The 21,511-nt window shown below is 59.1% G+C and carries 19 protein-coding genes; 5 read left to right on the top strand and 14 right to left on the bottom strand.

Going from position 1 to position 21,511, the window contains the following annotated elements; all coding sequences use genetic code 11:
• The first annotated feature begins 147 nt into the window (after positions 1-147).
• Positions 148-630: a limonene-1,2-epoxide hydrolase family protein gene (locus tag IEW73_RS01100; protein ID WP_188669863.1), complete on the top strand. Its 483-nt coding sequence runs from the start codon at positions 148-150 to the stop codon at positions 628-630.
• 53 nt (positions 631-683) lie between these two features.
• On the opposite strand, the gene IEW73_RS01095 is transcribed toward IEW73_RS01100, so the two are convergent.
• The 4 genes from IEW73_RS01095 to IEW73_RS01080 form a co-directional block, all read right to left on the bottom strand.
• Entirely contained in the window at positions 684-1,073 is a 390-nt protein-coding gene (locus tag IEW73_RS01095) for a DUF1304 domain-containing protein (protein ID WP_188669861.1), read from the bottom strand.
• A gap of 152 nt (positions 1,074-1,225) precedes the next feature.
• Positions 1,226-2,359: a fatty acid desaturase family protein gene (locus tag IEW73_RS01090; protein ID WP_188669859.1), complete on the bottom strand. Its 1,134-nt coding sequence runs from the start codon at positions 2,357-2,359 to the stop codon at positions 1,226-1,228.
• 37 nt (positions 2,360-2,396) lie between these two features.
• Positions 2,397-3,515 (bottom strand): ferredoxin reductase, encoded by a 1,119-nt coding sequence (locus IEW73_RS01085; protein ID WP_229675633.1) that lies wholly within the window; start codon positions 3,513-3,515, stop codon positions 2,397-2,399.
• A 359-nt stretch (positions 3,516-3,874) separates the two neighbouring features.
• On the bottom strand, positions 3,875-5,002 hold the full coding sequence (locus tag IEW73_RS01080) for a fatty acid desaturase family protein (RefSeq protein ID WP_188669857.1): 1,128 nt from the start codon (positions 5,000-5,002) through the stop codon (positions 3,875-3,877).
• Between the two features lie 398 nt (positions 5,003-5,400).
• Between IEW73_RS01080 and IEW73_RS01075 the strand changes: the two genes are divergently transcribed.
• Positions 5,401-6,744, top strand: a complete 1,344-nt coding sequence (locus IEW73_RS01075) for a phenylacetate--CoA ligase family protein (protein WP_188669855.1) — start codon at positions 5,401-5,403, stop codon at positions 6,742-6,744.
• A 14-nt stretch (positions 6,745-6,758) separates the two neighbouring features.
• On the opposite strand, the gene IEW73_RS01070 is transcribed toward IEW73_RS01075, so the two are convergent.
• From IEW73_RS01070 to IEW73_RS01050, 5 genes are all read right to left on the bottom strand, one after another.
• Positions 6,759-8,099, bottom strand: coding sequence for a vWA domain-containing protein (locus IEW73_RS01070; RefSeq protein ID WP_188669854.1), 1,341 nt, complete (start codon positions 8,097-8,099; stop codon positions 6,759-6,761).
• 4 nt (positions 8,100-8,103) lie between these two features.
• The gene (locus IEW73_RS01065; RefSeq protein ID WP_443667592.1) at positions 8,104-8,973 is read right to left on the bottom strand and encodes an AAA family ATPase; all 870 of its coding nucleotides are present in this window, start codon (positions 8,971-8,973) and stop codon (positions 8,104-8,106) included.
• 21 nt (positions 8,974-8,994) lie between these two features.
• On the bottom strand, positions 8,995-9,921 hold the full coding sequence (locus tag IEW73_RS01060; RefSeq protein ID WP_188669852.1) for an acyl-CoA dehydrogenase family protein: 927 nt from the start codon (positions 9,919-9,921) through the stop codon (positions 8,995-8,997).
• 295 nt (positions 9,922-10,216) lie between these two features.
• A complete protein-coding gene (locus IEW73_RS01055; protein ID WP_188669850.1) occupies positions 10,217-11,854 on the bottom strand; it encodes an exonuclease domain-containing protein in 1,638 nt (545 codons plus the stop codon).
• Between the two features lie 89 nt (positions 11,855-11,943).
• The gene (locus IEW73_RS01050; protein WP_188669847.1) at positions 11,944-12,582 is read right to left on the bottom strand and encodes a LysE family translocator; all 639 of its coding nucleotides are present in this window, start codon (positions 12,580-12,582) and stop codon (positions 11,944-11,946) included.
• A 138-nt stretch (positions 12,583-12,720) separates the two neighbouring features.
• Here IEW73_RS01050 and IEW73_RS01045 point away from each other — a divergent pair, with 138 nt between their 5' ends.
• Together IEW73_RS01045 and IEW73_RS01040 are read left to right on the top strand one after the other, a co-directional pair.
• Positions 12,721-13,749, top strand: a complete 1,029-nt coding sequence (locus IEW73_RS01045) for an RNA polymerase subunit sigma-70 (RefSeq protein ID WP_188669846.1) — start codon at positions 12,721-12,723, stop codon at positions 13,747-13,749.
• Positions 13,750-13,937: 188 nt separating this feature from the next.
• A complete protein-coding gene (locus IEW73_RS01040; protein WP_188669843.1) occupies positions 13,938-14,747 on the top strand; it encodes a siderophore-interacting protein in 810 nt (269 codons plus the stop codon).
• A gap of 100 nt (positions 14,748-14,847) precedes the next feature.
• Here the strand turns inward: IEW73_RS01040 and IEW73_RS01035 are convergent, their stop codons facing one another.
• From IEW73_RS01035 to IEW73_RS01025, 3 genes are all read right to left on the bottom strand, one after another.
• Positions 14,848-14,997 (bottom strand): hypothetical protein, encoded by a 150-nt coding sequence (locus IEW73_RS01035; RefSeq protein WP_188669841.1) that lies wholly within the window; start codon positions 14,995-14,997, stop codon positions 14,848-14,850.
• A gap of 99 nt (positions 14,998-15,096) precedes the next feature.
• Positions 15,097-16,116 (bottom strand): type 2 periplasmic-binding domain-containing protein, encoded by a 1,020-nt coding sequence (locus tag IEW73_RS01030; protein ID WP_188669839.1) that lies wholly within the window; start codon positions 16,114-16,116, stop codon positions 15,097-15,099.
• Positions 16,117-16,278: 162 nt separating this feature from the next.
• The gene (locus IEW73_RS01025; RefSeq protein ID WP_229675631.1) at positions 16,279-17,712 is read right to left on the bottom strand and encodes a lipase family protein; all 1,434 of its coding nucleotides are present in this window, start codon (positions 17,710-17,712) and stop codon (positions 16,279-16,281) included.
• A 291-nt stretch (positions 17,713-18,003) separates the two neighbouring features.
• On the opposite strand from IEW73_RS01025, the gene IEW73_RS01020 reads away from it, so the two are divergent.
• Entirely contained in the window at positions 18,004-18,657 is a 654-nt protein-coding gene (locus IEW73_RS01020) for a TetR/AcrR family transcriptional regulator (RefSeq protein WP_188669837.1), read from the top strand.
• Positions 18,658-18,701: 44 nt separating this feature from the next.
• Here the strand turns inward: IEW73_RS01020 and IEW73_RS01015 are convergent, their stop codons facing one another.
• Entirely contained in the window at positions 18,702-19,523 is an 822-nt protein-coding gene (locus IEW73_RS01015) for a glycerophosphodiester phosphodiesterase (RefSeq protein ID WP_188669835.1), read from the bottom strand.
• A 97-nt stretch (positions 19,524-19,620) separates the two neighbouring features.
• Positions 19,621-21,234, bottom strand: a complete 1,614-nt coding sequence (locus tag IEW73_RS01010; RefSeq protein WP_188669833.1) for an ABC-F family ATP-binding cassette domain-containing protein — start codon at positions 21,232-21,234, stop codon at positions 19,621-19,623.
• Positions 21,235-21,511 lie beyond the last annotated feature (277 nt).

Genomic DNA, 21,511 nt, shown 5'->3' with positions numbered 1-21,511 from the left:
CCACCATTGTCCGACAGCAGCAACCTTCTCGGCACTCCTGGATCTTGGCTTCGCTCCCAACCTTCCAACACTTGAAGCCTGCGCCCGTTTGTCTGCCACAATAGCGACGAGGCGTCGCAACGGCTTTTGAACCTGTGGAGGTTTCGCATGGCTTATGAGGGTGAAGATTCGAGCAGCGGAGTGGTCGTTGCCTTTTTAGCGGCTTTGCGTGATGAACAGTTTGACCAGGCGTTGAGCTACGTCACCGAGGATCTTGTGTGGCACAACGTGTCTCTTCCCAAGGTTCGGGGCAAGCGCAACGTGAGCCGAGCGTTCGCATTGATGAAGAAGTTGAATATGCGCTTTGACGTGCAGTTCCATCACATAGGCACGGGCACAGATGCAGTGTTGACTGAACGTACTGATGCTCTCAGCCTTGGAAGATTTCGGATCGAGTTCTGGGTGTGCGGCACGTTTGAGTTCCGCGACGGGAAAATCTCTGTATGGCGTGACCGGTTCGACTACGCCAACTTTACGTTCGCGATCATACGGGGCTTGGTCGGAATTGTGTTGCCACGGCGTCAGCCCTTCGCGTTGTTCGCACCAGGACTGGCTGCACTTTCGGGCAAAAGCCAAGCCCGCCGAACGTAGGTTGTGACAAACCGTTCGGCGGACCGATGAGTAGTTGCGTCGCCTTCTAGGAGCTACACCAACAGTCCGATAGCGAGAGCACCCACGGCTAGCAGAGGGAACAAGCCCTGCTTCACTGCGGCTGACCGGTGCGGTTTCGACGACACAAACAGAACAAGTGCCGCGGCGAGCATCGAGCCCGTACCCGCGAAGACCAATGCCGACCCCACACCTAGGTGGCCTACGGCTACGAAAATGATGCCGAGTGCAGCCAGAATGGCGAGGAACAGGTTGTAGAACCCCTGGTTGTATGCCAAGAATCGGGTTGCCCGCGCCTCCTCGACACTACCTGTACCAAACACCGCACGTGCCTGTGGAGACTCCCACGCCAACGACTCTAGGTAAAAAATGTACAGATGAACTAAGGCTGCGATTCCAGCAAATATGAGACCTACGACAATCATTCGTGCCTCTCCGCGGCGCGCACTCGTCGCCGCATCTGATTACTGTAGCTTTCTTCGCAGCGCGGCATCGTGGCGGCTGACAGCAGCGAAAGGCCAAAACACGACGAGCCCCGGTTCCGCGAGGGAACCGGGGATCATGTCGTGATGTTCAATTAGGCGGCGACGAGTTCGCGCACGTTGGAGCTGGCCTTGGCGAGCTCTGCTTTCTGTGCCTTCGCCTTGCGGCCATCAGGAAGGGCGAGGCGGAAGATCTTCTTGTAGACCGATCCGAACTGGCCGAGGAACGAGCCCGTGTTGTAGGGCAGGCCATACTTGGCGCAAACTTCCTGGACCTTAGGGGACATCTCGGCGTAGCGGTGCGCTGGGACGTCTGGGAACAGGTGGTGCTCAATCTGGAAGCTCAGGTTGCCGGACATGATGTGCATGAGCCGACCGCCGTGGAAGTTAGCTGAGCCGAGGATCTGGCGGTAGTACCACGCGCCCTTGGACTCGTTTTCGGTTTCCTCGATCGAGAATTCCTGCACGTTGGCTGGGAAGTGACCGTTGAAGATCACTGCGGACGACCAGATGTTGCGGATGAAGTTTGCAGCGACGTTACCTGCGAAGGTGACAGGGAAGAACGGACCTGATAGTGCCGGGAAGATCAGGTAGTCCTTGAGTGCTTGCTTACGGCCCTTGTCGAGCGCGCGGCCAAAGCTTTCACGAGCGTCCGCAAAGCTTTTCTCGCCACGGATGACCTTCTCAGCCTCTGCTTCTTGCAAGGCGGTGCCCCACTGGAAGAATGACTGCAGCAAGATCGCGAAGACCGGGTTGAGCAACCAGACTGGGTGCCACGGGGTTTCCTCGGTCATGCGCATGACACCGTAGCCGCTAGCGTCGTGGTCCTTACCGACGATGTTGGTGTAGGTGTGGTGCACGTAGTTGTGGGTGTAGCGCCAGCTGTCCGATGAGATGGTGTTGTCCCACTCGAAGTTCTTCGAGGTCAGCTCAGGGTCCTGCATCCAGTCGTACTGGCCGTGCATGACGTTGTGGCCGATTTCCATGTTGTCGAGGATCTTAGCTGCGCCCAGTGACGCTACTCCGGCCAACCAGAACGGCGGGATGATTCCGGCCCACAGGAATGCGCGTCCGGCTACTTCGAGTTTGCGCTGGACGTCGATGATGTTGCGGATGTAGTCGGCGTCACGCTGGCCGAGGTCAGCAACGACCTCTTGGCGGATGGCGTCGAGTTCTTTGCCGAGTGCTTCGATCTGGTCGGCGGTGAGTTCTGGGTGGGTAGTAATCATGATTAAGAGTCCTTAACTGTTGAATCGTGAAAGTTGGTTAGAGGTTGACGCTGACGTCGCCGCAGGGCGCCGTTACGCAAATCTGGATGTCCTTGTTTTCTTCGGAATCCAGTTCGCCCGTCATGACATTGCGTGTCGTACCGAAGTCTTTACGTTTGGTGCACGAGAAGCAGATGCCCATCCGGCAGCCATACTCCGGAGTAAGGCCCGCTTCCTCGGCCTGCTCAAGAATGCTGCGGCCGTTGTTGGTCACCTTCTTGTCGGCGAAGGTGAATGACAGGTCGCCGTCAACATCATCAGATGGGACCGTGCGTACTGGTGCCGCGAACTGCTCGAGGTGAAGCTGGTCGTCGAGGCCGTCCTCGGCGTAAACCTTGCGTACTGCGTCCATCAGGGGCAGCGGTCCACACAGGAAGGTCTCTGCATCATGGAAGTACGGTTCCGCTGCAACAAGGTGTTCGCGGTTGAAGTACCCGTGAAGGTCTCCGCCGGTCTCTTGCTCGGTGTACGCCCGCACGATCTTCACGGTCGGGTAGAGCTCTTTGAGCTCGTCGAGTTCGCGGCGGTAAATGATGTCGTCTTCAGTGAACGCGTAGTGCAAGAAAGTGATCTTGCCGTTGTATGCCTTGTCGCAGAGCGTCCGCAGCATCGACATCACCGGGGTGATGCCGGAGCCGCCGCTGATCAGCAAGATGCGTCGCGGGTGCGGCAGTGGGACGAAGAACTCGCCCTGCGCCTCCGAAAGGGTGACGATCATCCCTGGCTTGGCGTTGTCACTCAGGTAGCGGGAGACGAGGCCGTTCGGGTCCACCTTGATGGTGAGCTCGATGCGACCGTCGCGGCGGAACTGTGAATCTGCTGGCGAGTAGCAGCGTGTGCGGCGGATACCGTCGATATCGACGGATAGGCGCACAAACTGGCCTGCTCGGAAGCCTTGCCAGTTCGCGTTGGGACGCAGTGTCAGGGTGACGCTATCGCTCGTCTTGTGCTCAACTGTGGTCACCTCGGCGCGGATGTCGGTGAGCGACCACGCGGGGTCGATCATGCTGACGTAGCGGTCCACGCTGTGGGGGCTTGCCATTGCTCGGGCGATCGATGAACCCAGAACGCGTCGTCCTGGTCGCGATGACGTCACCACACTCATTGCTGTACGCATCTACACTCCTCAGGTTTATGACGTGTACTGGGCCGTTCAGCCCGTTGCATTGAGAGTACATGTGTTCACTCGATTCTCAATACATTTGACGGTGTGTTCCCGAACACGTGCTATTGACCTGCGCTTTTACCCGTCAAGCCGGAGATTTATGCAGTGAACAGATGTTGGCTCAACTGGTTGCCCAACCGTTGACCGAGTACACCGGATCACTTGAACAGTTGCCCAAGCCGCTGGATAGCACCGGTCAACTACGACTCGGCGACCGCGGTTCCTAGAGAGCTGCAGCCCTCAGATAGCCAACCGATGAGAAAAAACATGAGCCCCCAGTTCCGCGAGGAAAAGGGGGCTCATGGTTTTGATCAGGCAGCGACAAGCTCGCGACTGTTGATGCTCGTGCTAGCGGCGCGCTGGACCTTTGCCGCTCGGCCATCAGGCAATGCGAGGCGGAAGATCTTCTTGTAGACCGATCCGAACTGGCCGAGGAACGTACCCGTGTTGTAGGGCAGGCCGTACTTCGCGCAGACTTCCTGAACCTTCGGGGATAGTTCGGCGTAGCGGTGCGCCGGCAGGTCGGGATACAGGTGGTGCTCAATCTGGAAGCTCAGGTTGCCAGACATGATGTGCATAAGTTTGCCGCCAGTGAAGTTGGCCGAACCCAAGACCTGGCGGTAGTACCACGCGCCCTTCGACTCGTTTTCAGTCTCCTCGATCGAGAACTCCTGCACGTTGGCCGGGAAGTGACCGTTGAAAATGATCGCCGACGACCAGATGTTGCGGATGAAGTTGGCCGCGACGTTGCCCGCGAAGGTTACCGGGAAGAACGGACCGGACAATGCCGGGAAGATCAGGTAATCCTTCAAAGCCTGCTTGCGCCCCTTGCCGAGTGCGCGGCCAAAGCTTTCACGGGCGTCGGCGAAGGTTTTCTCGCCACGGATGACCTTCTCGACCTCGGCTTCTTGCAGGGCGGCTCCCCACTGGAAGAAGGACTGCACCAGTACCGCGAAGACTGGATTGAGCAACCAAATTGGGTGCCACGGGGTTTCCTCAGTCAAACGCATGACACCGTAGCCACCTGCGTCGTGGTCCTTACCGATGATGTTGGTGTAGGTGTGGTGCACGTAGTTGTGGGTGTAGCGCCAGCTGTCCGCCGAAATGGTGTTGTCCCACTCGAAGTTCTTCGATGTTAGCTCGGTGTCTTGCATCCAGTCGTACTGGCCGTGCATGACGTTGTGCCCGATCTCCATGTTGTCGAGGATCTTGGCGGCACCCAGCGAAGCGACACCGGCCAACCAGAATGGCGGAACGACTCCTGCCCACAGGAAGACGCGCCCTGCGACCTCGAGCTTGCGCTGAACGTCGATGATGTTGCGAATGTAGTCGGCGTCACGCTGGCCGAGGTCAGCGACGACCTCCGCGCGGATGGCGTCGAAGTCCTGGCCGAGTGCTTCGATCTGATCGGCGGTGAGATCTGGGTGGGTAGTAATCACGATAATTTGTCCTTTGCTAGCGCTTCTGGGGTGATTAGAGGTTGACGTTCTCGTCTCCGCAAGGCGCCGTTACATGAATCTGAAAGCGTCTCTGCCCTCGTCGGCGGCCATACACCGGCGTGAGGGCTGCCTTCCAGGCCTGCTCAGAGGCCATTTCAGATTGAGTTGGGCCGCATTGTTAGGTCGCCTACCTTGCGCTGGACAATTTGCCCCACATACCCGAGAGTACAGGTGTTCACTGAAATGTCCATTCGGCGTTCGGCGTGTTGTAGGACGCGTACGAACGCACAACACGATAGCGTGGCAACCAGTCAACATCTTTCACGTGTTCCCCCGAAGCCTCGGAAGATGTTCCCACCGGATCCACGCCGTCCTGGCAGCTAACGATCGGAGCGCATGTGCTCAGCAACCCGCTTGCGAGCAAGAACCCATCCACTGGAGAAATCCAGTCCCGGCAACGCGAACGGCTCGCTGACGCCGTTGCCCACGCGCGCGCCCACTCCCCATTGTTCGCCGAGCTATACCGGGACATGCCTGAATCCGTCACCGATCCGCAGATGCTGCCCGTCACCACCAAGCCCGGGCTCATGGCCGATTTCGACCGATGGACCACCGACCGCGACATCACCCTTGATCAGGTCGAGAAGTTCCTCGCCAGACCCGACCTGATCGGTACCAAATTCCTCGACAAGTACCTTCTCACTACAACATCGGGGTCGACAGGGCGGCGAGGATTTTTCATCATCTCCGCAGACGAGCTGCGCGCCGTGTCCGGACCGGCATATAGCCCCAGCTCGATAGGCCCGCTCCTATTGCCCATACGCTTGTTCCGGTTGCTCACGAAGGGCATCCGCACGGCGACGATCATGGATCTAGCGGGACACCACGTGTTGAACTCCACATGGGTGCAGGCTCACGGCACGGGCAACAAAAGGCACCAGCGCTACTCCTCGCTTCAACCGTTGTCTGAGCTCGTCGCGCAGCTCAACGCGTTCGATCCAGCGATCGTGACCGGGACATCAGGTATCGTGGCGCTACTCGCCGGGGAGAAAGCGGCGGGACGCCTGAGCATCTCACCAGCGGTCGTGTTGATCGCCGGGGAAACACTCTCCGACGAGGAGCGTGCCTCCATCATTCGGGAGTTCGGCGCCCACCTCGTCGACGTGTACGCGGCGAACGAGGCACTGAGGCTGAGCAAGAGTTGCGCTCAAGGATGGCATCACGTGTTCACCGACTGGGTAGTCTTCGAGCCGGTCGAGGCGGACTACTCACCCACCCCCGCCGGTGTCCTTTCGCATTCAGTGCTGATCAGTGTGCTGTATCGCAGGACCCAGCCGTTGCTACGTTACGAACTCGGTGACGCTGTCCTGCAACGACCAGATCCGTGCCCCTGCGGCAGTCCCTATCCGGCGTTTAAGGTGCAGGGCCGCACTGCTGACGTGTTGCGCAACGAAGAAGGCGCACCTGCGGTTATCGCGCAGGTCCTGGTCCGCTCGCTCGCAAGACGAGTGGACGGCGTCCGCAAGTTCCAACTGGTGCAGGCGGGTCCGAGTGCGCTGCAGGTCCGGATGCTCCCGGCAGACGGGCTGCGCGCCGATGAGTTGTGGCCAAAGGTCCGCGAAGAACTCAAGACCCTGCTCGCCGAGCACGACCTCGCCCATTTCACAATCGAACTAGCCAACGAACCGCCACGGATCAGCCCCGGTGGGAAGTTCCGGCACTACCTCCCGGCAGATGCCTAACGATCTTTAAGAACCTACCCAAGCCTCTCGATAACCTCGGTCAACTGCGCGAGATTGCGGCACTCGAGCATGTCGATCACCTCGGCGTACTCAAGAGCCGCAGAATCACCGGTCCCCCAACTGGCATTCGGCTCGGGGTTGAGCCAGTACGCGCGGAGGGCGCGATCGGCGAGGCCCGCAACAGCATCGACGCGGGGTGGCAAGTTGTTGGCACGTGCATCCCCGATAATCAGCAGCGTCGACCGAGGGGTTAGGGAATCTGCGTACGTCGACGCGAATGTGCTGAAGACCTGCCCATAGTCAGTTCCGCTACCCATGACCTGCTGGGTGATCCCATTTTCCATCGCTGCCAACGCGTCGAACGCATCGTGGTGGCGGGCAAAGTGCTCCGTGACTTCCTCGGGCGAATTGATAAACACGAAGGAACGAACACGGGTGAACTCTTGCTGCAACGCCGCAACCAGCAGCAACGCAAACCGGGCGAAAGTCGCCCCCGACGAACTGATGTCGCACAGCACCACTAGCTCGGGGCGGTGCGGTCGCTTCGGGCGGTGAGCCAGATGCACCGGGACACCACCCGTACTCAGCGACGCACGGATAGTGCGCCGGAAATCGAGTGCCCCCCTGCGACCGTGGTGGCGCTTCATACTCATCCGCGTTGCTAGCCGCCGAGCGAGGGGGTACAGCTGGCGTCGCATCTCCGCAATCTCGGCCTTGGAGGCGGCACCGAAACTCACCATCTCCAGAGGCTTCACGTGCACCAAGTCCGCGCCGACTCCCTTGTCTTCAAGGATCCGCCGCTGCGTCTCAGCCTGCACCAGTTCCTCAAAGCGTTGAAGCCTGCCATCAAACCGGGCCCGGGCGATCGATGCGGGCAAGGCTGACTCCTCGTCGGCAGCTTTCATCAACCCGGCCATCAGGGTTCGCGGTGACATCGTGGTGATCACCGTCGCCGGCGACCACGATGTTCCTGTGCCACCCGCGCTAGGGATCTGGCCGAGTTGCTCAACCGCTTCCCGCGCAACCTCGTACAGATCCGTATCGTCACCATGGAGGACCGTCTCGGTGAGTTCGGCGCGCAAAACCTGCTGTATCGACGGAGCTTCCGCCCCCTGCTCTGCTCGCGGCTCGCGAGCGGCTGCATTGTCCGGGAACCACAGGTTGAACAAGCTATCGAACAGCTGTCGATGCGATTGACGTTTCACGAGCGTCGCCAAATAGACCGCGCGAAGCCTCCGTCGATCAAGAGGAGTCGACGCCTCGATCCCCCGCAGAGAATCAAGTCCCTCCGAGGTCGAAGCGGGAATACCTGCGGCACGCAAAGCATCCAAGAAACCGAGATGACGGTCAAGCATTGCCCTACTCCGTCAGCTTCAAGCCAGTAATCGCCTTCGCATGATCGGAGGCATGCTTGAGAACCACGCCCAGGGTCTTCGTGATGGTGCGACCATCAAGCCTGGTCGTCCCCAACGCGCGAAGAGTGCGCCCCCAGTCGAGGGTCTCCGCAATCGAGGGCGCCTTCTTCAGCTCAAGCCCACGCAAGGCGTCCACCGTCTCGGCGAGCTGCAGCGCGAGGGTGGCATCTATACCTGGAATGCGGCGCAGAACAATGTCGCGTTCACGCTCGATCGATGGGTACTCCATGTTGAGGTAAAGGCACCGTCGCTTCAGAGCCTCCGACAGCTCGCGGCTCGCATTCGATGTCAACACAACGAACGGCTTAGCTGTGGCCTGCATTGTGCCGAGTTCAGGGATCGTCACCTGGAAATCCGACAGAATCTCAAGCAGCAGGCCCTCGAACTCAAGGTCAGTCTTGTCAATCTCGTCGATAAGCAGAACCGTCCGGGACTCGCTGCGGATCGCGGTCAGCAACGGCCTGGTGAGCAGAAATTGCTCACTAAACACATCGTCAGTCGACCCGCCTGGGTCCTTGGCCGCCTGGATGCTCAACAGCTGCTTCGAATAGTTCCACTCGTACAACGCCCGCGATTCATCCAGTCCTTCGTAGCACTGCAACCGAATCAGTGGCACTCCCGCAGCACTAGCGACAGCCTTAGCGAGCTCAGTTTTACCCACCCCCGCGGGGCCCTCGATCAGCAACGGCTTGCCCAGGACATCCGCGAGGAACACCGTCAACGCCGTGTCCTCATCCGGCAGATATCCCTCCGCCTCGAGTTGCCCGCTCACCGCGTCGGCGTCGGTGAAGAACCCGACCGTCAATTCATCCACCTCGTCAGCATACGGTGGCCTTTAGCTCCCAGTTGTGCTGATCGCCGCCCACGCCGAATCAAGCCGTGCCGCCCGTGCGCGGCCAGCTATGCCCAGCAACGCTTTGTCCCGGTGCCACATCGCGGCCAGGTCAGGATCCGCGTCCGCCCACAGAGGTTCCAGTGTTTCGACAAGTTGAGCCATCGCAGCCAACGCTCCCCCAAGACCAATGTGTACGACGGGCGAAGCAGGACTCGCGCTCCCGAGAGGACGCAACATAAGAATCGAGGCAAGGAGCTGCTGCTGAATATCGTGCGGCCAGCCCGATTCCCTCGCGACACGGAGCAACCAACCCAGAAGCGCCGCGGTTACGTGGATGTCCTCAATGGTGCGGAACGGCTTGACGTACCGAGAGTAGCCATCGCCGTCGAGCAGTTCGGTACTGCGGACTTCATGAAGCTGAACTTCACCATGCGGCAACTCCGGGACCATCGGAAGCGGCGGCCTCGGCGTCACAGTGACACCGGGTTCGTTCGCGCAGACTCGGGCCACGCGAAGTCTGGGGCGCCCGTCAGGTGTGGTCCCCGCGCTGCCAACGACGAGCAGTTCAGACGCATCAGTCCCGAAGGTGACAAACGTCTTCGTTCCGCTGATGACCCACCCTCCGTCGGCGGGCGTGATGGTGGTGGTGATCGCGCGCGGGTGTCCGCCGCCTGCCTCCGTGACGCACATCGCCGCAAGCCCCTCACCGAGCTGCGGATCAAGGACACGCAAAGCGACCTGATAACCCGAACCAAACGCGTGCCCAACGCAACTCGCGTCAAACCCCGCGGCGGCTGCGGCATCAACAGGCTCATGAAAAAGGCGGGCCGTCTCGCGGTGCCTGGCCCAGAACTCGGCCGTGGTTTCCGTTTGTGGCGCCTTTGTAGGCGCAGTAAGTAGGTGCTGAAGCAGTGGCTCGCAATCCATGAAGCGACCCTAGCCTGTGTGCCCGGGGCTTGATGGGGACGTGCGGCACCCAGGTCGCCGGGGTTTGGTCGTGAGCGAGCTTCGGGTCCGCAACATGTGCAGAAGAATGCAGGACCATCAAGGCTTTAGAGCATGCATTTTTCTGCACATGCGCACCGATCGCGGGTTTCGGCTGAGTTTACGGTGAGCTTCCAGATCCCCTCGAAAACCAATCTGGGGAACCGACACTTCATCGATGACAGGTCTGGGCGCACGCTTAGGCAACAGGTCCCCCTTACGGCGGCTGAGCAGATTTCTAGCCCTCGCGGGCAAGTAGCAGTTGCGCCTTTTCGAAGCGTTCCTTTAACTGCTGTCGTTGCGAGCCGTCTTCCACTAGCTCTAACCAGCGTTGCAATATGGCAACTTCGCCGACGAAGTCCTTTCGCTTGCGGTAAATGATGGCGGCTTGTTCTGTGTACCAGGGTGCAGGCGACGAGCGGTGGCGAGATTCTGGTTGTTCACAGGCGGTCACGCATTCGAGTAGCAACTCAAGTGCTTCGTCATAGAGCTCGTCACGTTTAAGCTGTTTAATTGGCTCGACCCAAGCCGTGTAGTGCTTGCCGCGCACCAGTTCGGAGGGGTGTATAGCTTCGGCCGGTGCGTCGCCAACGAGCGACATGGCGTGGTGGAGCTTCTGCTCTCGGACTTCGGCGAGGTTGGGAAGTGCTGCGATTTTCTGGCCGGCGAGTAATTCAGCGAACTCTGAGGAATCGACCAAGGCAATGGGGTGGCCTGTCTCGGCCAGACGGCGCATCTTCCCTAGTTTCGTTTCCCCAGCGCCATCCCCGGCAACGAGTATGGTGCAGCGCTTAGTTACCGAGTCTTCGGGCGTAGCACCGGCAGCAACGATCGCGTCCCATGCTTCATCGCGAGTGAATCCTGGGACCTCGCCAGAAATCACGATCGTCTGCCCACGCAATGGGCCAGTGGGATCCGCGCGCAGGTCTGGCTTCGGAGGCCTTCTTCTAGGTGTTCCAGTTGGGGTCCTAGACGATGAGTTTGTCGAATTTGTGCCCTTGCAGGCGGTAATCCCTGCAGGTCCCAAAGAGCCCAACTGAGTCTTGGTCGCGGTGGTGTAGTCGGCGAGAGTCGAGGACCCCCGCTTTGACGTGAGGCTAAGCAAGATCCCCGCAGTTGCATATGCATCAGCGCCAGCATCATGGTGGTTTTCTAGACTAACCCCGAGGGCTGCTGCCACAGTTGGCAACTTATGATTCTGCAATTTTGATAGATCTTTCCGAGACCACGTAAGCGTGCAGCCAAACGACAGTTCTGGAATGGGGAGGGCCTCAGCCACACATGCGTCACGCAAGGCACTGATATCGAAGCTGGCATTGTGGCACACCAAAGGTAGGCCCCCGGCGATATCAAGAACGTGACCAATAGCCTCCCGCGCCGGGATGGCACGACGCACCTGATTTGGGGTGATGCCATGCACGCGGACATTCCCGGGGTCAAAGCCATCTAGACTTTTCGGTGGTTTGCATAGGATCGCGCGCGTGTCAGTAATGACTCCGTTATGCACGACCGAAAACCCAACCGCGCAAATGCTGCCGCGTGCTCGATTTGCGGTTTCCACGTCAAACGAAACAAAGCTCACGCCTGTCGTGTTGGCTGAGCCGCAGACTGGTTGACGAGTGGAGTTAATGTCGGCGATTTGGGCTAGGTAGCCCGCAAGTACATTGAGTTCGCGAAGTTGCCCGCGCGTGAAAGTCAAGGTGTGTCGCTGGTCAGCGGTGAATATATCAAGGCGACCTCGCCCCAGCATTCTGGGTTCACTGGCAGCAACGGCAGTGATGTCGCCAAACGAAATCTGCATCACCCTCTGCCCCCAGATGATTACCTGTTCGTTTTCGATACGTACTAATGCGTCAGCTGTCTGATAGTGGGACACGTGCGCCCTTCTGCGGTTCCTGATGCTTTGGGTGATCACAGTACGCGAACGATACGACAGGAGAGGCAGCCTTCGAAAAGGCTCCCGAGTCAACGAACTCCGCTAAGCGTCGCCGCGCCCGCAAGAATTGATGCGCCACCGAGCGCGGCGATGACTAACGATGCGGCAGTGTTTAATGGCCGTTCCTTCCGGCTTAGCCAGCCACCGTGCGACGACGCGAAGACTGCGAGCATGCTGAACCACAGCCACTCGCCTGTGACGAGGATGGCAAACACCGCTGTACGTTCACCGAGTGATGCTGTCACTGGTACTAGCGTTGCGAACACAGCTGCAAAGAACACCAGCGCTTTCGGATTGGCGAGGTTCGTGGCGAGCCCGATCCAAAACGACCGACCGTGAGCTGCTGCCGCTGTGCGTGATGGTTTCGCACGCAGGCCCGAAACACCGAGGATGACTAAGAAGCCGCCACCTAATACCTGCAAGATGGGCAGCAACGCAGGGTGGGCCGAAACAAGTGCGGCGACGCCCGCCATGGCGAGCACAATCCACAGTGCTATTCCGACGACAATACCTGCGGCAGCAGCCAAGCCTGAGGTGCGTGAACCGACAATCGACTGGCGAAGCACCACAACCGTATCGGGACCTGGCGCGACAACGGCCACGGCCCACACTCCAATCAGGAGTACGTATTGGTGTACCTCCACAGGTGGCCCCACTTCCGCCAGCATTCTTCACGTTCTACGATTCACGCTGATCGTCGGCCGTAGCGCAACTGAATTAGCCAAAGACTCCGACCCACCGATGAATTTTCCGGTGCTGCGTCGTCTGTATTGATAGTCACATCCAGACGGGGAAGGATCATCATTATGGACACCAAGACCGGCGGAGCGCGTCCGATCGGGGCGGACGAAATGCGGTTTATGTCCGCAGCCCAATCAGGTGACACCAGTCAGTTCGCGCTTGCGACGGAACGCTTCCGTCGCGAATTGCAGGTGCACTGTTACCGAATGTTGGCCTCGTACGAGGACGCGCAGGACATGACGCAGGAGACTTTCCTGCGAGCGTGGAATCACCGACAGACTTTTGAAGGCCGGTCGTCTTTGCGTACATGGCTTTACCGCATCGCCACGCATTGCTGTTTGGATTTCCTTGACAAACGCAAAAACCGGACACCGATTCCGGCGGAAATTTATGAGGGCACTACCGAGGTGCGTTATCTCCAGCCGTATCCAGACAGATTGCTACCGGATGACCCTCAGGAATCAGCTGTCGCACGGGAAACTATTGAGCTAGCGTTCATTGTCGCTGTGCAGCATTTGCCGCCTCGTCAACGCGCGGTTCTGATTTTGCGGGACGTCCTTGGGTGGCAAGCTAGCCACACCGCAAACGCTCTTGACCTCACCGTGGCATCCGTTAATAGCGCACTTCAGAGGGCACGAGCGACCATGCGTGAGCAATTACCTGATGCTCGTTTAGATTGGCGTGCGCCGACCACTCACGAGTTGTCGGCCGATGAACGAAACCTCGTTTCTGCGTATATCGACGCGCATGAGCAGCTCAATATCACCAAGCTAACGACGCTGCTGCGTGACGACCTGCGGTTTGCGATGCCGCCTCAACCTGGTGTCTGGGTCGGACGAGATGCAGCTGTTGACCTATGGGTCGAAGGCGGATTCGGCAAACCGGGCTTCGATGAATGGCGAGGCATTGCCACCACCGCCAATCGTCAACCTGCGGTGGCAATGTACGTCCGCCAACCTGGCGGGTCGGAATACAGTGCGTTGGCGATCGATGTGTTGCGCGTAGTCGACGGACTCGTGACGGAGATCTACACCTATGACGATACGTACTTCGAATCGTTTGGATTGCCACCAGTCCTTGAGGAGCAGAGGTAGGCGACACGACATCGGTGCGGACGCGCGACTGTGGACCCGTCCTCCTACACGCGACGAGTGCCGCACAAGTAGGCGTAAACCGTGGATGGAGTCCAGCTCACAGGTCAGCAACAATGCGGCGCTAGTGAGGCTAGGCTATGCTCATATGCGAAGCTTTCAATCTTGATCGCACAGCAGAAGGAGCCTCCATGCATGGCGAGGTCATCGCGACAACACAGCTAACCCCGCAACTAGTGCGCGTCACGCTCGGCGGCGCAGGACTCGACGACTTCGCCCCCTCCCCGTACGCAGATAGCTACGTCAACGCCTTCTTCATTCCACGCGATGCGCCGTATGAGGTTCCGTTCGATGAGGCCGACGTGCGTAAACACGCCCGCGAATTCCGGCCTCTCCCGCGCCGGATCACCGTGCGATCGTGGGATCCGGAACGTCGAGAGCTAGCCCTCGACTTCGCGGTACACGGCGACGTCGGATACGCCGGTAGCTGGGCCTTCAACGCCAAGCCGGGCGACCGCCTTCAGTTCCGAGGACCAGGCGGCGGATATAGCCCCCACTCGGAAGCCGACAGCTACATGTTTGTAGGTGACGAGAGTGCCTTGCCAGCCATTGCGGTTGCCGCTGAATCCGTGCCAGAAGGTCGGCGTGTGACGATCGTTGCCGAGGTTGAGGATTCCGCAGGGGAAATCGAACTGCGCTCGACCGGCAATCTTGACATCCACTGGGTGCACCGCGCCGGACGCCACGATGAGAACTTGCTGGCAGAGGCAGTGCACGCGCTTCCCCGAACTGACGGCACCGTGAGCGCGTTCGTCCATGGCGAAGCGGAGTCCATACGGGCAGTGCGGCGGGTGCTACTCGGAGAGAACATCGTCACACCTGAGTACCTGTCCTGCTCTCCTTACTGGCGGCACGGCCACACGGACGAGCAATGGCGCTCAGTGAAGGCTGCCTGGGTGCGCGAGGTTGAAGCCGAACCACTTGGCGTCTCCAGGTTGTAACCTGCACCCGGAGCACGACCATCAAGCAATCAGTGAGCATCGCTTTGCTAAAAAACAGGCCCACCCGCGTGACGGGTGAGCCTGAGAGTATGCGCGAAGTTTAGTAAGCCCACGGCGTTATTGGGGTGACCGCCGCGATTGCATTGAAGATGTAGATACCAGCTCCGAGGGATAGAGTTTCGATTTGCTCAAGTAGCGGTAGGCCCGCTGTCCGATCGAGGACGACGTTCAGGTAATCGATGGAACCCATCTTTTCTCCTTCTCATTCGGTTCGTGCTTACGCACAGTCCATCACCTTAATCCTCATTGGCGCACAGAGTGTTACAAATACACGCGCGGGAACAAATGGCTAGCTAGTGACCTTCGTGTACAGGTTCTTCTTGTGCACAGTCCGCCGCCACGTGGCCTCTACCTTGTAGCCGTCGCGCACATCAGCTCGCGCTTCCCACATGTACGTCGTCGGCCATCGCCGAAACATCGGCAGCACTGTCGTAACGACTCTCATGAACAGCGGGAGTTGCCGTGGCTGCCAACCGCGCGTCACAGCGAAGGTGAGTGCTACGACTGGAGTGCCCGCGCATTTCCACGTGCCACTGACAACGTCTGCGTGATCCCCGATCGACACCGACCATTTTCCAGTTAGCACCTCCCCGGGCTTGAGCATTCCAGGCGCTGGGGGTGGTGGCGAAAGGTGAAGTTGGGCGTTAGCTTCACCGGGACCGTGCGCATCGAGAGTGCCCTTGCTCTCATCGGGATTCACGCTGACTATCCACAAATCGGATGCCACTTTGATCAGGTGGCGGCGGTGCATCCACCTACCAGGGAGTCTGCCGATCCTGATGGACTCCCCATCAATACGCACAACTGGGTCGATACCCGTCTGACGAACGAGGTCAAACCTTCGCATCCAGACGAGCATTAACTCCGTCGGGTGCTCAATTTCAGCGCCCACCGGCGCCAGAAACTCCGCAGTGCACCGCCGTTTGCCATTTCGATCGTCAACCTGGATCTCGATCGCCCGGCCAATTTTGTCGTCGAACTTGATGTCCACGTGGACTCCGCTATCCGACACTTCCAACACTGCTGGCGAGATGTCTACCGTAAACCAATCACCGAGTCCCGCCGCGATGCCGTATCCCGATCGGTCGATCGTCAGACCCGGCTGTTGATAGACGTCTACCTTGCCGTTGTCGGCGCGGCACATCAGCACGAGAACACCGGTGCCATGTGCTTCATCGTCGAAGGATTGCACCTCCACACCCGTGTAGACCGGGTGGTTGTGGATCTCGAAGTTCACCATCGCATCGATCGTTTCGAGATGCACCGAGAGGGGCCACTGCACAGCGTGTACCGGATCAGGATTTGCCATATCCTCATCGTGCTCGCGGCGGGCGGAGCGCACTAGGGCCTTTCTGCCCCGCAAACCCTAGGCAAATGGCATGGAACACAAGTGGGCTACTCGTCTGTTGGCTGATGCATCAGCCCTGCCCCGGCGTCAACGCTCCGTCAGGGCAGGGCTGGCGGCGATCTTTTATCGATCCATTCCGAGCGGCTGACCTGTGATCATCGCGATGATGTTGTCCACGAAGGTTGGCAAACCATCCCCTACACCTGGCTCAAGCAAGGTGCTGGGAACGTCCTGAATGTCGCAACCCGCGACGGGGTCGGGCGCACCTGGTGCCATGCGCTGTTTAATCCATGTGAAGGCACCCGGAGCGCCGGTGACAGCAATGAACCCGTGCGTAGTAAAGAGTTGGGGTGGCGGGTTTTCCGGAAACGCTTCCCGCCGGTAAGTAACTGGCGTCCCGCCCGCGCAGTAGCTGTTCACGAGCCTGTCAGTACCGACGATGGGTGCTACTTCCTCGCTAATTCCGTTGTGCACGTATGTCGGAACGGTTGGCGCACGGCCGGAAACTCCCCTGGCATCGATTTCGCGGCGGATGACAGGGTTGGCGAGAATTTCGTCAATAGGTGCATTGAGGTGCTGCTCATAGTCGAACCAAATGTTGTTGAGTACATTCTGGCTCGCACAATGGTTCCTCGCCCGAGCAACGATGTTCCTGCCTTCAGTGGTGAGGTAGGGCTCGAGCTCAGCGGCAAATTCTGGCGAGTCTTTTCCAATCGCCGCGAGGGCAATCGGGATGAGCCCAGCGAGCAGTGCCCGATTCGCCGAGTGCAGGGACGCTTCAAGGTCGCGTTCAGGGGCTCCAAATGCTGCACCGCGGATGTTGAGTTCCGGGGCATAGGTAGGGTGCTCTTCAATTGCCCAACTCGAAGCGATCGCACCGCCGGAGTATCCCCACAGCGCTGTCGGTGTTTGGGGTCCGGCTAGTCCTGCGGGTTCAAAGCTGGTAGCGGCGCGAATCCCGTCGAGAACGGCGAAGCCAGGCTGCCGAGGAGTGAGGAAGCGGTCTGCGATTGAGCCGTGATCAGGCATGGCGACGGCCCAACCTTCGGCGAGACCTGCTGCTGCAAGTGCGATTTCAGCTCCGGGAAGGGTGAGTGTAACCGGACCAACGGGGTTATTGAAGTCGATCGGAGCGCCGTGGACGAGGGAGTACGATGGGCCGCACACTCGAAGCGTCGAATCCGTCGCGGCCTGATAGGACAGCAGTGACCGAGGTTTAGCGGGGCCCTGCGGAACGATGACGGTGGTCACAGCCGCATCGGGCGCGCCATCGGCGTCTGACGTTCGATACATCAAGTGCCAGGCTTGGACGTTCACTGGGAACAGCTGAAGCGCGCGCACTTCGACAGCGCGGCTGCGGATGATGTCGCCTGGGTTGAAGGCCGCTAAGTCTGCGGGCCGATCGTAGAAGGCGTCAGGCGGTGGTGGCGGTTCAGCGGCGGCGCCCCCGACCGCGATGAATGGGTGCAGCACAACCATCATGACGAAGGCAACCATCGCCCCCACGGTGCGCCGCCCCGAATTGTGCTTTCTCGTGCGTTTCTTGATCTCCGGCATTGAGTACCTTTTCGATTTTCAGCCAACTGGACCACAGCGCTGTCAGCGAAAACTTGGTACCTCGCCGAACGGTGGTGCCACGAATGTTGATGATTCGGCCCGTCAGGTTTTGGGCATCCATCAGTGCTGCGGCACTCCATTTATGACGTACCACACTAATGAGACAAGCTGTGGCTTATCCCACAACGGAAATCTATCATAAGTGGAACGTATCAGTCTCACTTTGTTCGGGGGGCTGACAAAATGGGGCGAATTGCGAAGTTATCTGACGTAGCGGGTAGAAATGGAAGTATGCAGACAAAGCTTGATTCGACTTCTGCGGCGACCGAAAGACAGTACGGCGGACGTTCAGTTTCCGACCGCCGGGCCGAGCGTCGCGTCCGGTTCGTCGATTCCGCGATCACAGTGTTTGGCGAACGCACCTATCGCGGTTCGACACTGTCCGACATCTGCAGCCATGCGAAACTTTCACGCCGCCAGTTCTACGAGGAGTTCGGGTCACGGGAAGAACTTCTCACCGCTGCATACAGTCGAATCCAAGAAGACGCCCGCACAGCAGTACTCACCGCAATTACCGAGTTCTCACATGCGCCAATTGAGGAGACAATCGCCGAAGTAATGTCTGCCTACGTCGAGTCGATCGCGGCAGACCCACTTCGCGCTCAGGTCGCCTTCGTCGAAGTCGTAGGAGTCAGCACGGAACTCGAGGCACTGCGGCGCCGCCAACGTCTCACCTGGGGCAAACTCCTTGAAACAGCCTTACGGAGCAAACTCGGAGAAACCTACGAGCCCCCCGGTGGTTACATGCTTGCCGGTCAGGCATTCGTCGGTGCGGTCAACAACGTCGCGCACGAATGGAGCCTCTCAGACCCCCGCCCACCGCACAGCGACCTAAAAGAGCTATTCACAGCTGTGCTCACGCCCCTCGCGTCGTACAAGAAGTGAACGTCGTGACTGGTTGAAGCACTGTCGAAAATTGCAATGTTGGGTCAAGAACTAGCTGATCGAAATCTGCGACGGGATGTGCTGCTTCGCCGACTTCCGACTCCCGATTCGATAATCCGGCGAGCATCCTGCGGAAAGTTCGTCGTCACCAACCACACACGCTCATCAAACAACCACCTGCTCAACCGCGCCTGTCCGTCAACCGTCCACACCAACAAAGGAAGGCTTCGCCGGGCTGCCCATTCCGCCACACCGAAGTACGCCAATCTGTGGTGAACTACGACGAGGTTCGCGCGGCTTTCACGGAACCGTCGGCTGGGAAACAACTCAGACATCCGGATAACCACCTTGTCGATCGGCGAGTAACCGACAAGATCACGGCCGAGCGAAAGACCGACCATGAGCGCGATGTCCTGATGATCTGACCAGTCGCGTAGTGCGCGCACCGAATCGTCTTCCAACGTCGTGATGATGAAGTTCTCGCAACCAAGGGTGTCAATGGCAAGCCTTGCGGCAGCCACTTCAGTCCGAGCTTCAGGATCTTCGGTTTCGCCGTCGCCTGTCGAGAATTTGAAGTCGATATGCGCCTTCTTGTCGCTACGCTGCAATATTTCCAGCGCTTGCTTAAAGGTAATCGGATCATCGACCAACGACGCAAACTCGTCAAACGTCAGAGAAGTCAGCAAAATACGTTCCCCATCAGCAACGATGTGGTCGTCATGATGAAGCACGAAAGTATCATCGCCGCACAGTTGCACGTCGAACTCAACGAAATCCACATCGAGTTGCAATGCACGTTCGAGGGCGGCGCGACCGTTCCCAAGCGCTAAATCCGCACCCGCACCACACCGGTGAGCCGAGATCATGGCCATAACGCTCACTCCCCTCGTCGGGACCTTAATCTTGACAATATTGACTAAACGACGAGGAACGCAATGAAGTGAGCCACAGGCATGGGCGCAGCTAGAGTTTCACCTCTCCATCATGCAACTGAATCTCCCGGCCGTCCCACCGTGCCCGCAGCCACCTGTCGTGGGAGGCAACAATGATGGCCCCCGGAGCCGATGTAAACGCATCCTCCAACTCCTCAACCAGGCGTAGCGAAAGGTGATTGCTTGGTTCGTCAAGCAACAGGACGTCTGGTGGTTCGGCAAGCAGGATCGCCAGCGCTAGTCTGCGCCGTTGCCCCACCGACAAGTGAGCCACCGCTTGGTTGGCCTGTGCTGCGGTGAGCAAACCGAGCGCTGTGAGTGTTGGCGCGTCATCTCCGGCTTGTTCGAAGTATGTCGACGAAGCGCTGCGATCAGAGTGTTTGAACCAAACATCCTGTCGGAGCATTCGCCGCGTTATTCCGTCTGCCGCCTCCACGATCCCGGCCGTAGGTTGCAGTTCACCGGCGAGGACAGTGAGCAGTGTGGACTTTCCTGCACCGTTCGGGCCAGTGATCAACAACCGCTCGGACGCCGTAATTTCCAACGCGTCGAGAGTCAAACGTCGTGGTACTACAACGTCCTTTACCGTGATCAGAGGGTCGTCGACAACATGGTTTGTGCTCGTCAGTTGCCCGCCGAAGCGCAGTACTTCGACTGGCTCGGCAACCTGATCGGCCATCAGTTCATCGAAGCGACGTTGCGCATTGCGAACGCGCCTGGACACTTGTTTGTCGACACGACCACCGAGCCGGTCGTAGCCAAGCTTGTTGTTGTCACGCATGGGGCGACCATGGCTGACCTCACGCGCGCTCACTGCCACCGCATAGTCGAGATTGCGGAGCTCAGCCTGTTCCGCCGCGTACTGCTGCTCCCACCGAACGCGTTCCTTCCGCTTCTCAGCCAGGTAGTACGAGTAGCTGCCGCCGTAGCGGGTCACTCCGAACCGTGACGGGTCAAGGTCAATCACCGTTGTGCACACCGCATCGAGAAAGGCTCGGTCGTGAGATGCGAGAACTACCGTTCCAGGCAATGTGCGCAACTGTTCCTCTAGAAACGTGATGGCGGCATCGTCGAGGTGGTTAGTCGGCTCGTCGAGCAGCATCGCTCTCGGCTGACGGATGAGCAGCGTTGCGAGCGCCAGTCGGGACCGTTGGCCACCAGAAATCTCCTGAACTGACGTTGATCTCGCGATCCCGCCGAGGCCCAGCCGGTCAAGTACAGTTTCGGCTCGATTCTCAGCGTCCCACACGCCGTATTCGTCAGCGCGGGCAAGGCGGTTCGCGTAGCGGTCAAGCGCGGGGCCGTCCTCTGGTCTGATTGCCACAGCTTCTGCGGTGGCGGTGAGATCAGCCACGATCTGGTGCGTCAGCGTGAGCGCTTCATCGACTGCTTCCTGGATTGTTGTATCTGGTGCGTAGGGAAGTTCCTGTGCGAGATAACCCACTTCCTGTGGTCGCTCGACGCGGCCGTCGTCGGGTTCCTCAATCCCGGCGAGCAGCCTGAGCAGCGTCGACTTCCCGACCCCGTTTTCACCGACTAAACCGATGCGCTCCCCTGGCGCACTCGTGAGGTTGAGTCCATCGATGACACGGCGGTCGCCATAAATTTTGACCAGATCAATTGCGCGCAAAATTTCGTGAGGCATGAAGACACCTATCCGTTGAGACGGAAAGCCCGCAGGGCACGCAAGGCCACAGAACGGGCGGGACGGGTGTCAGCTCTTCATGCTTTCAAGGGTGCCTGCAGCCGACGCCTCGTGCAACCGAATTACCGAGCGAATGGTGGTCGGTGGTCTGCCGCATGTGCTGAGAAATACATCTGATCGAGCGGCTTTGTCGATGCGTTTTTCTGCACATGTGGGCGCCCGGCGCTTAGAGCGACGACGTGGTTACACTGTGTGAGTCGTAAGTCACATTCTGTGT

It is taken from the genome of Hoyosella rhizosphaerae (genome assembly GCF_014643175.1).
Taxonomy (GTDB): domain Bacteria; phylum Actinomycetota; class Actinomycetes; order Mycobacteriales; family Mycobacteriaceae; genus Lolliginicoccus; species Lolliginicoccus rhizosphaerae.
Note: the sequence above shows the minus strand (reverse complement) of the source record. Positions and strands in the feature narration are given on the sequence as shown.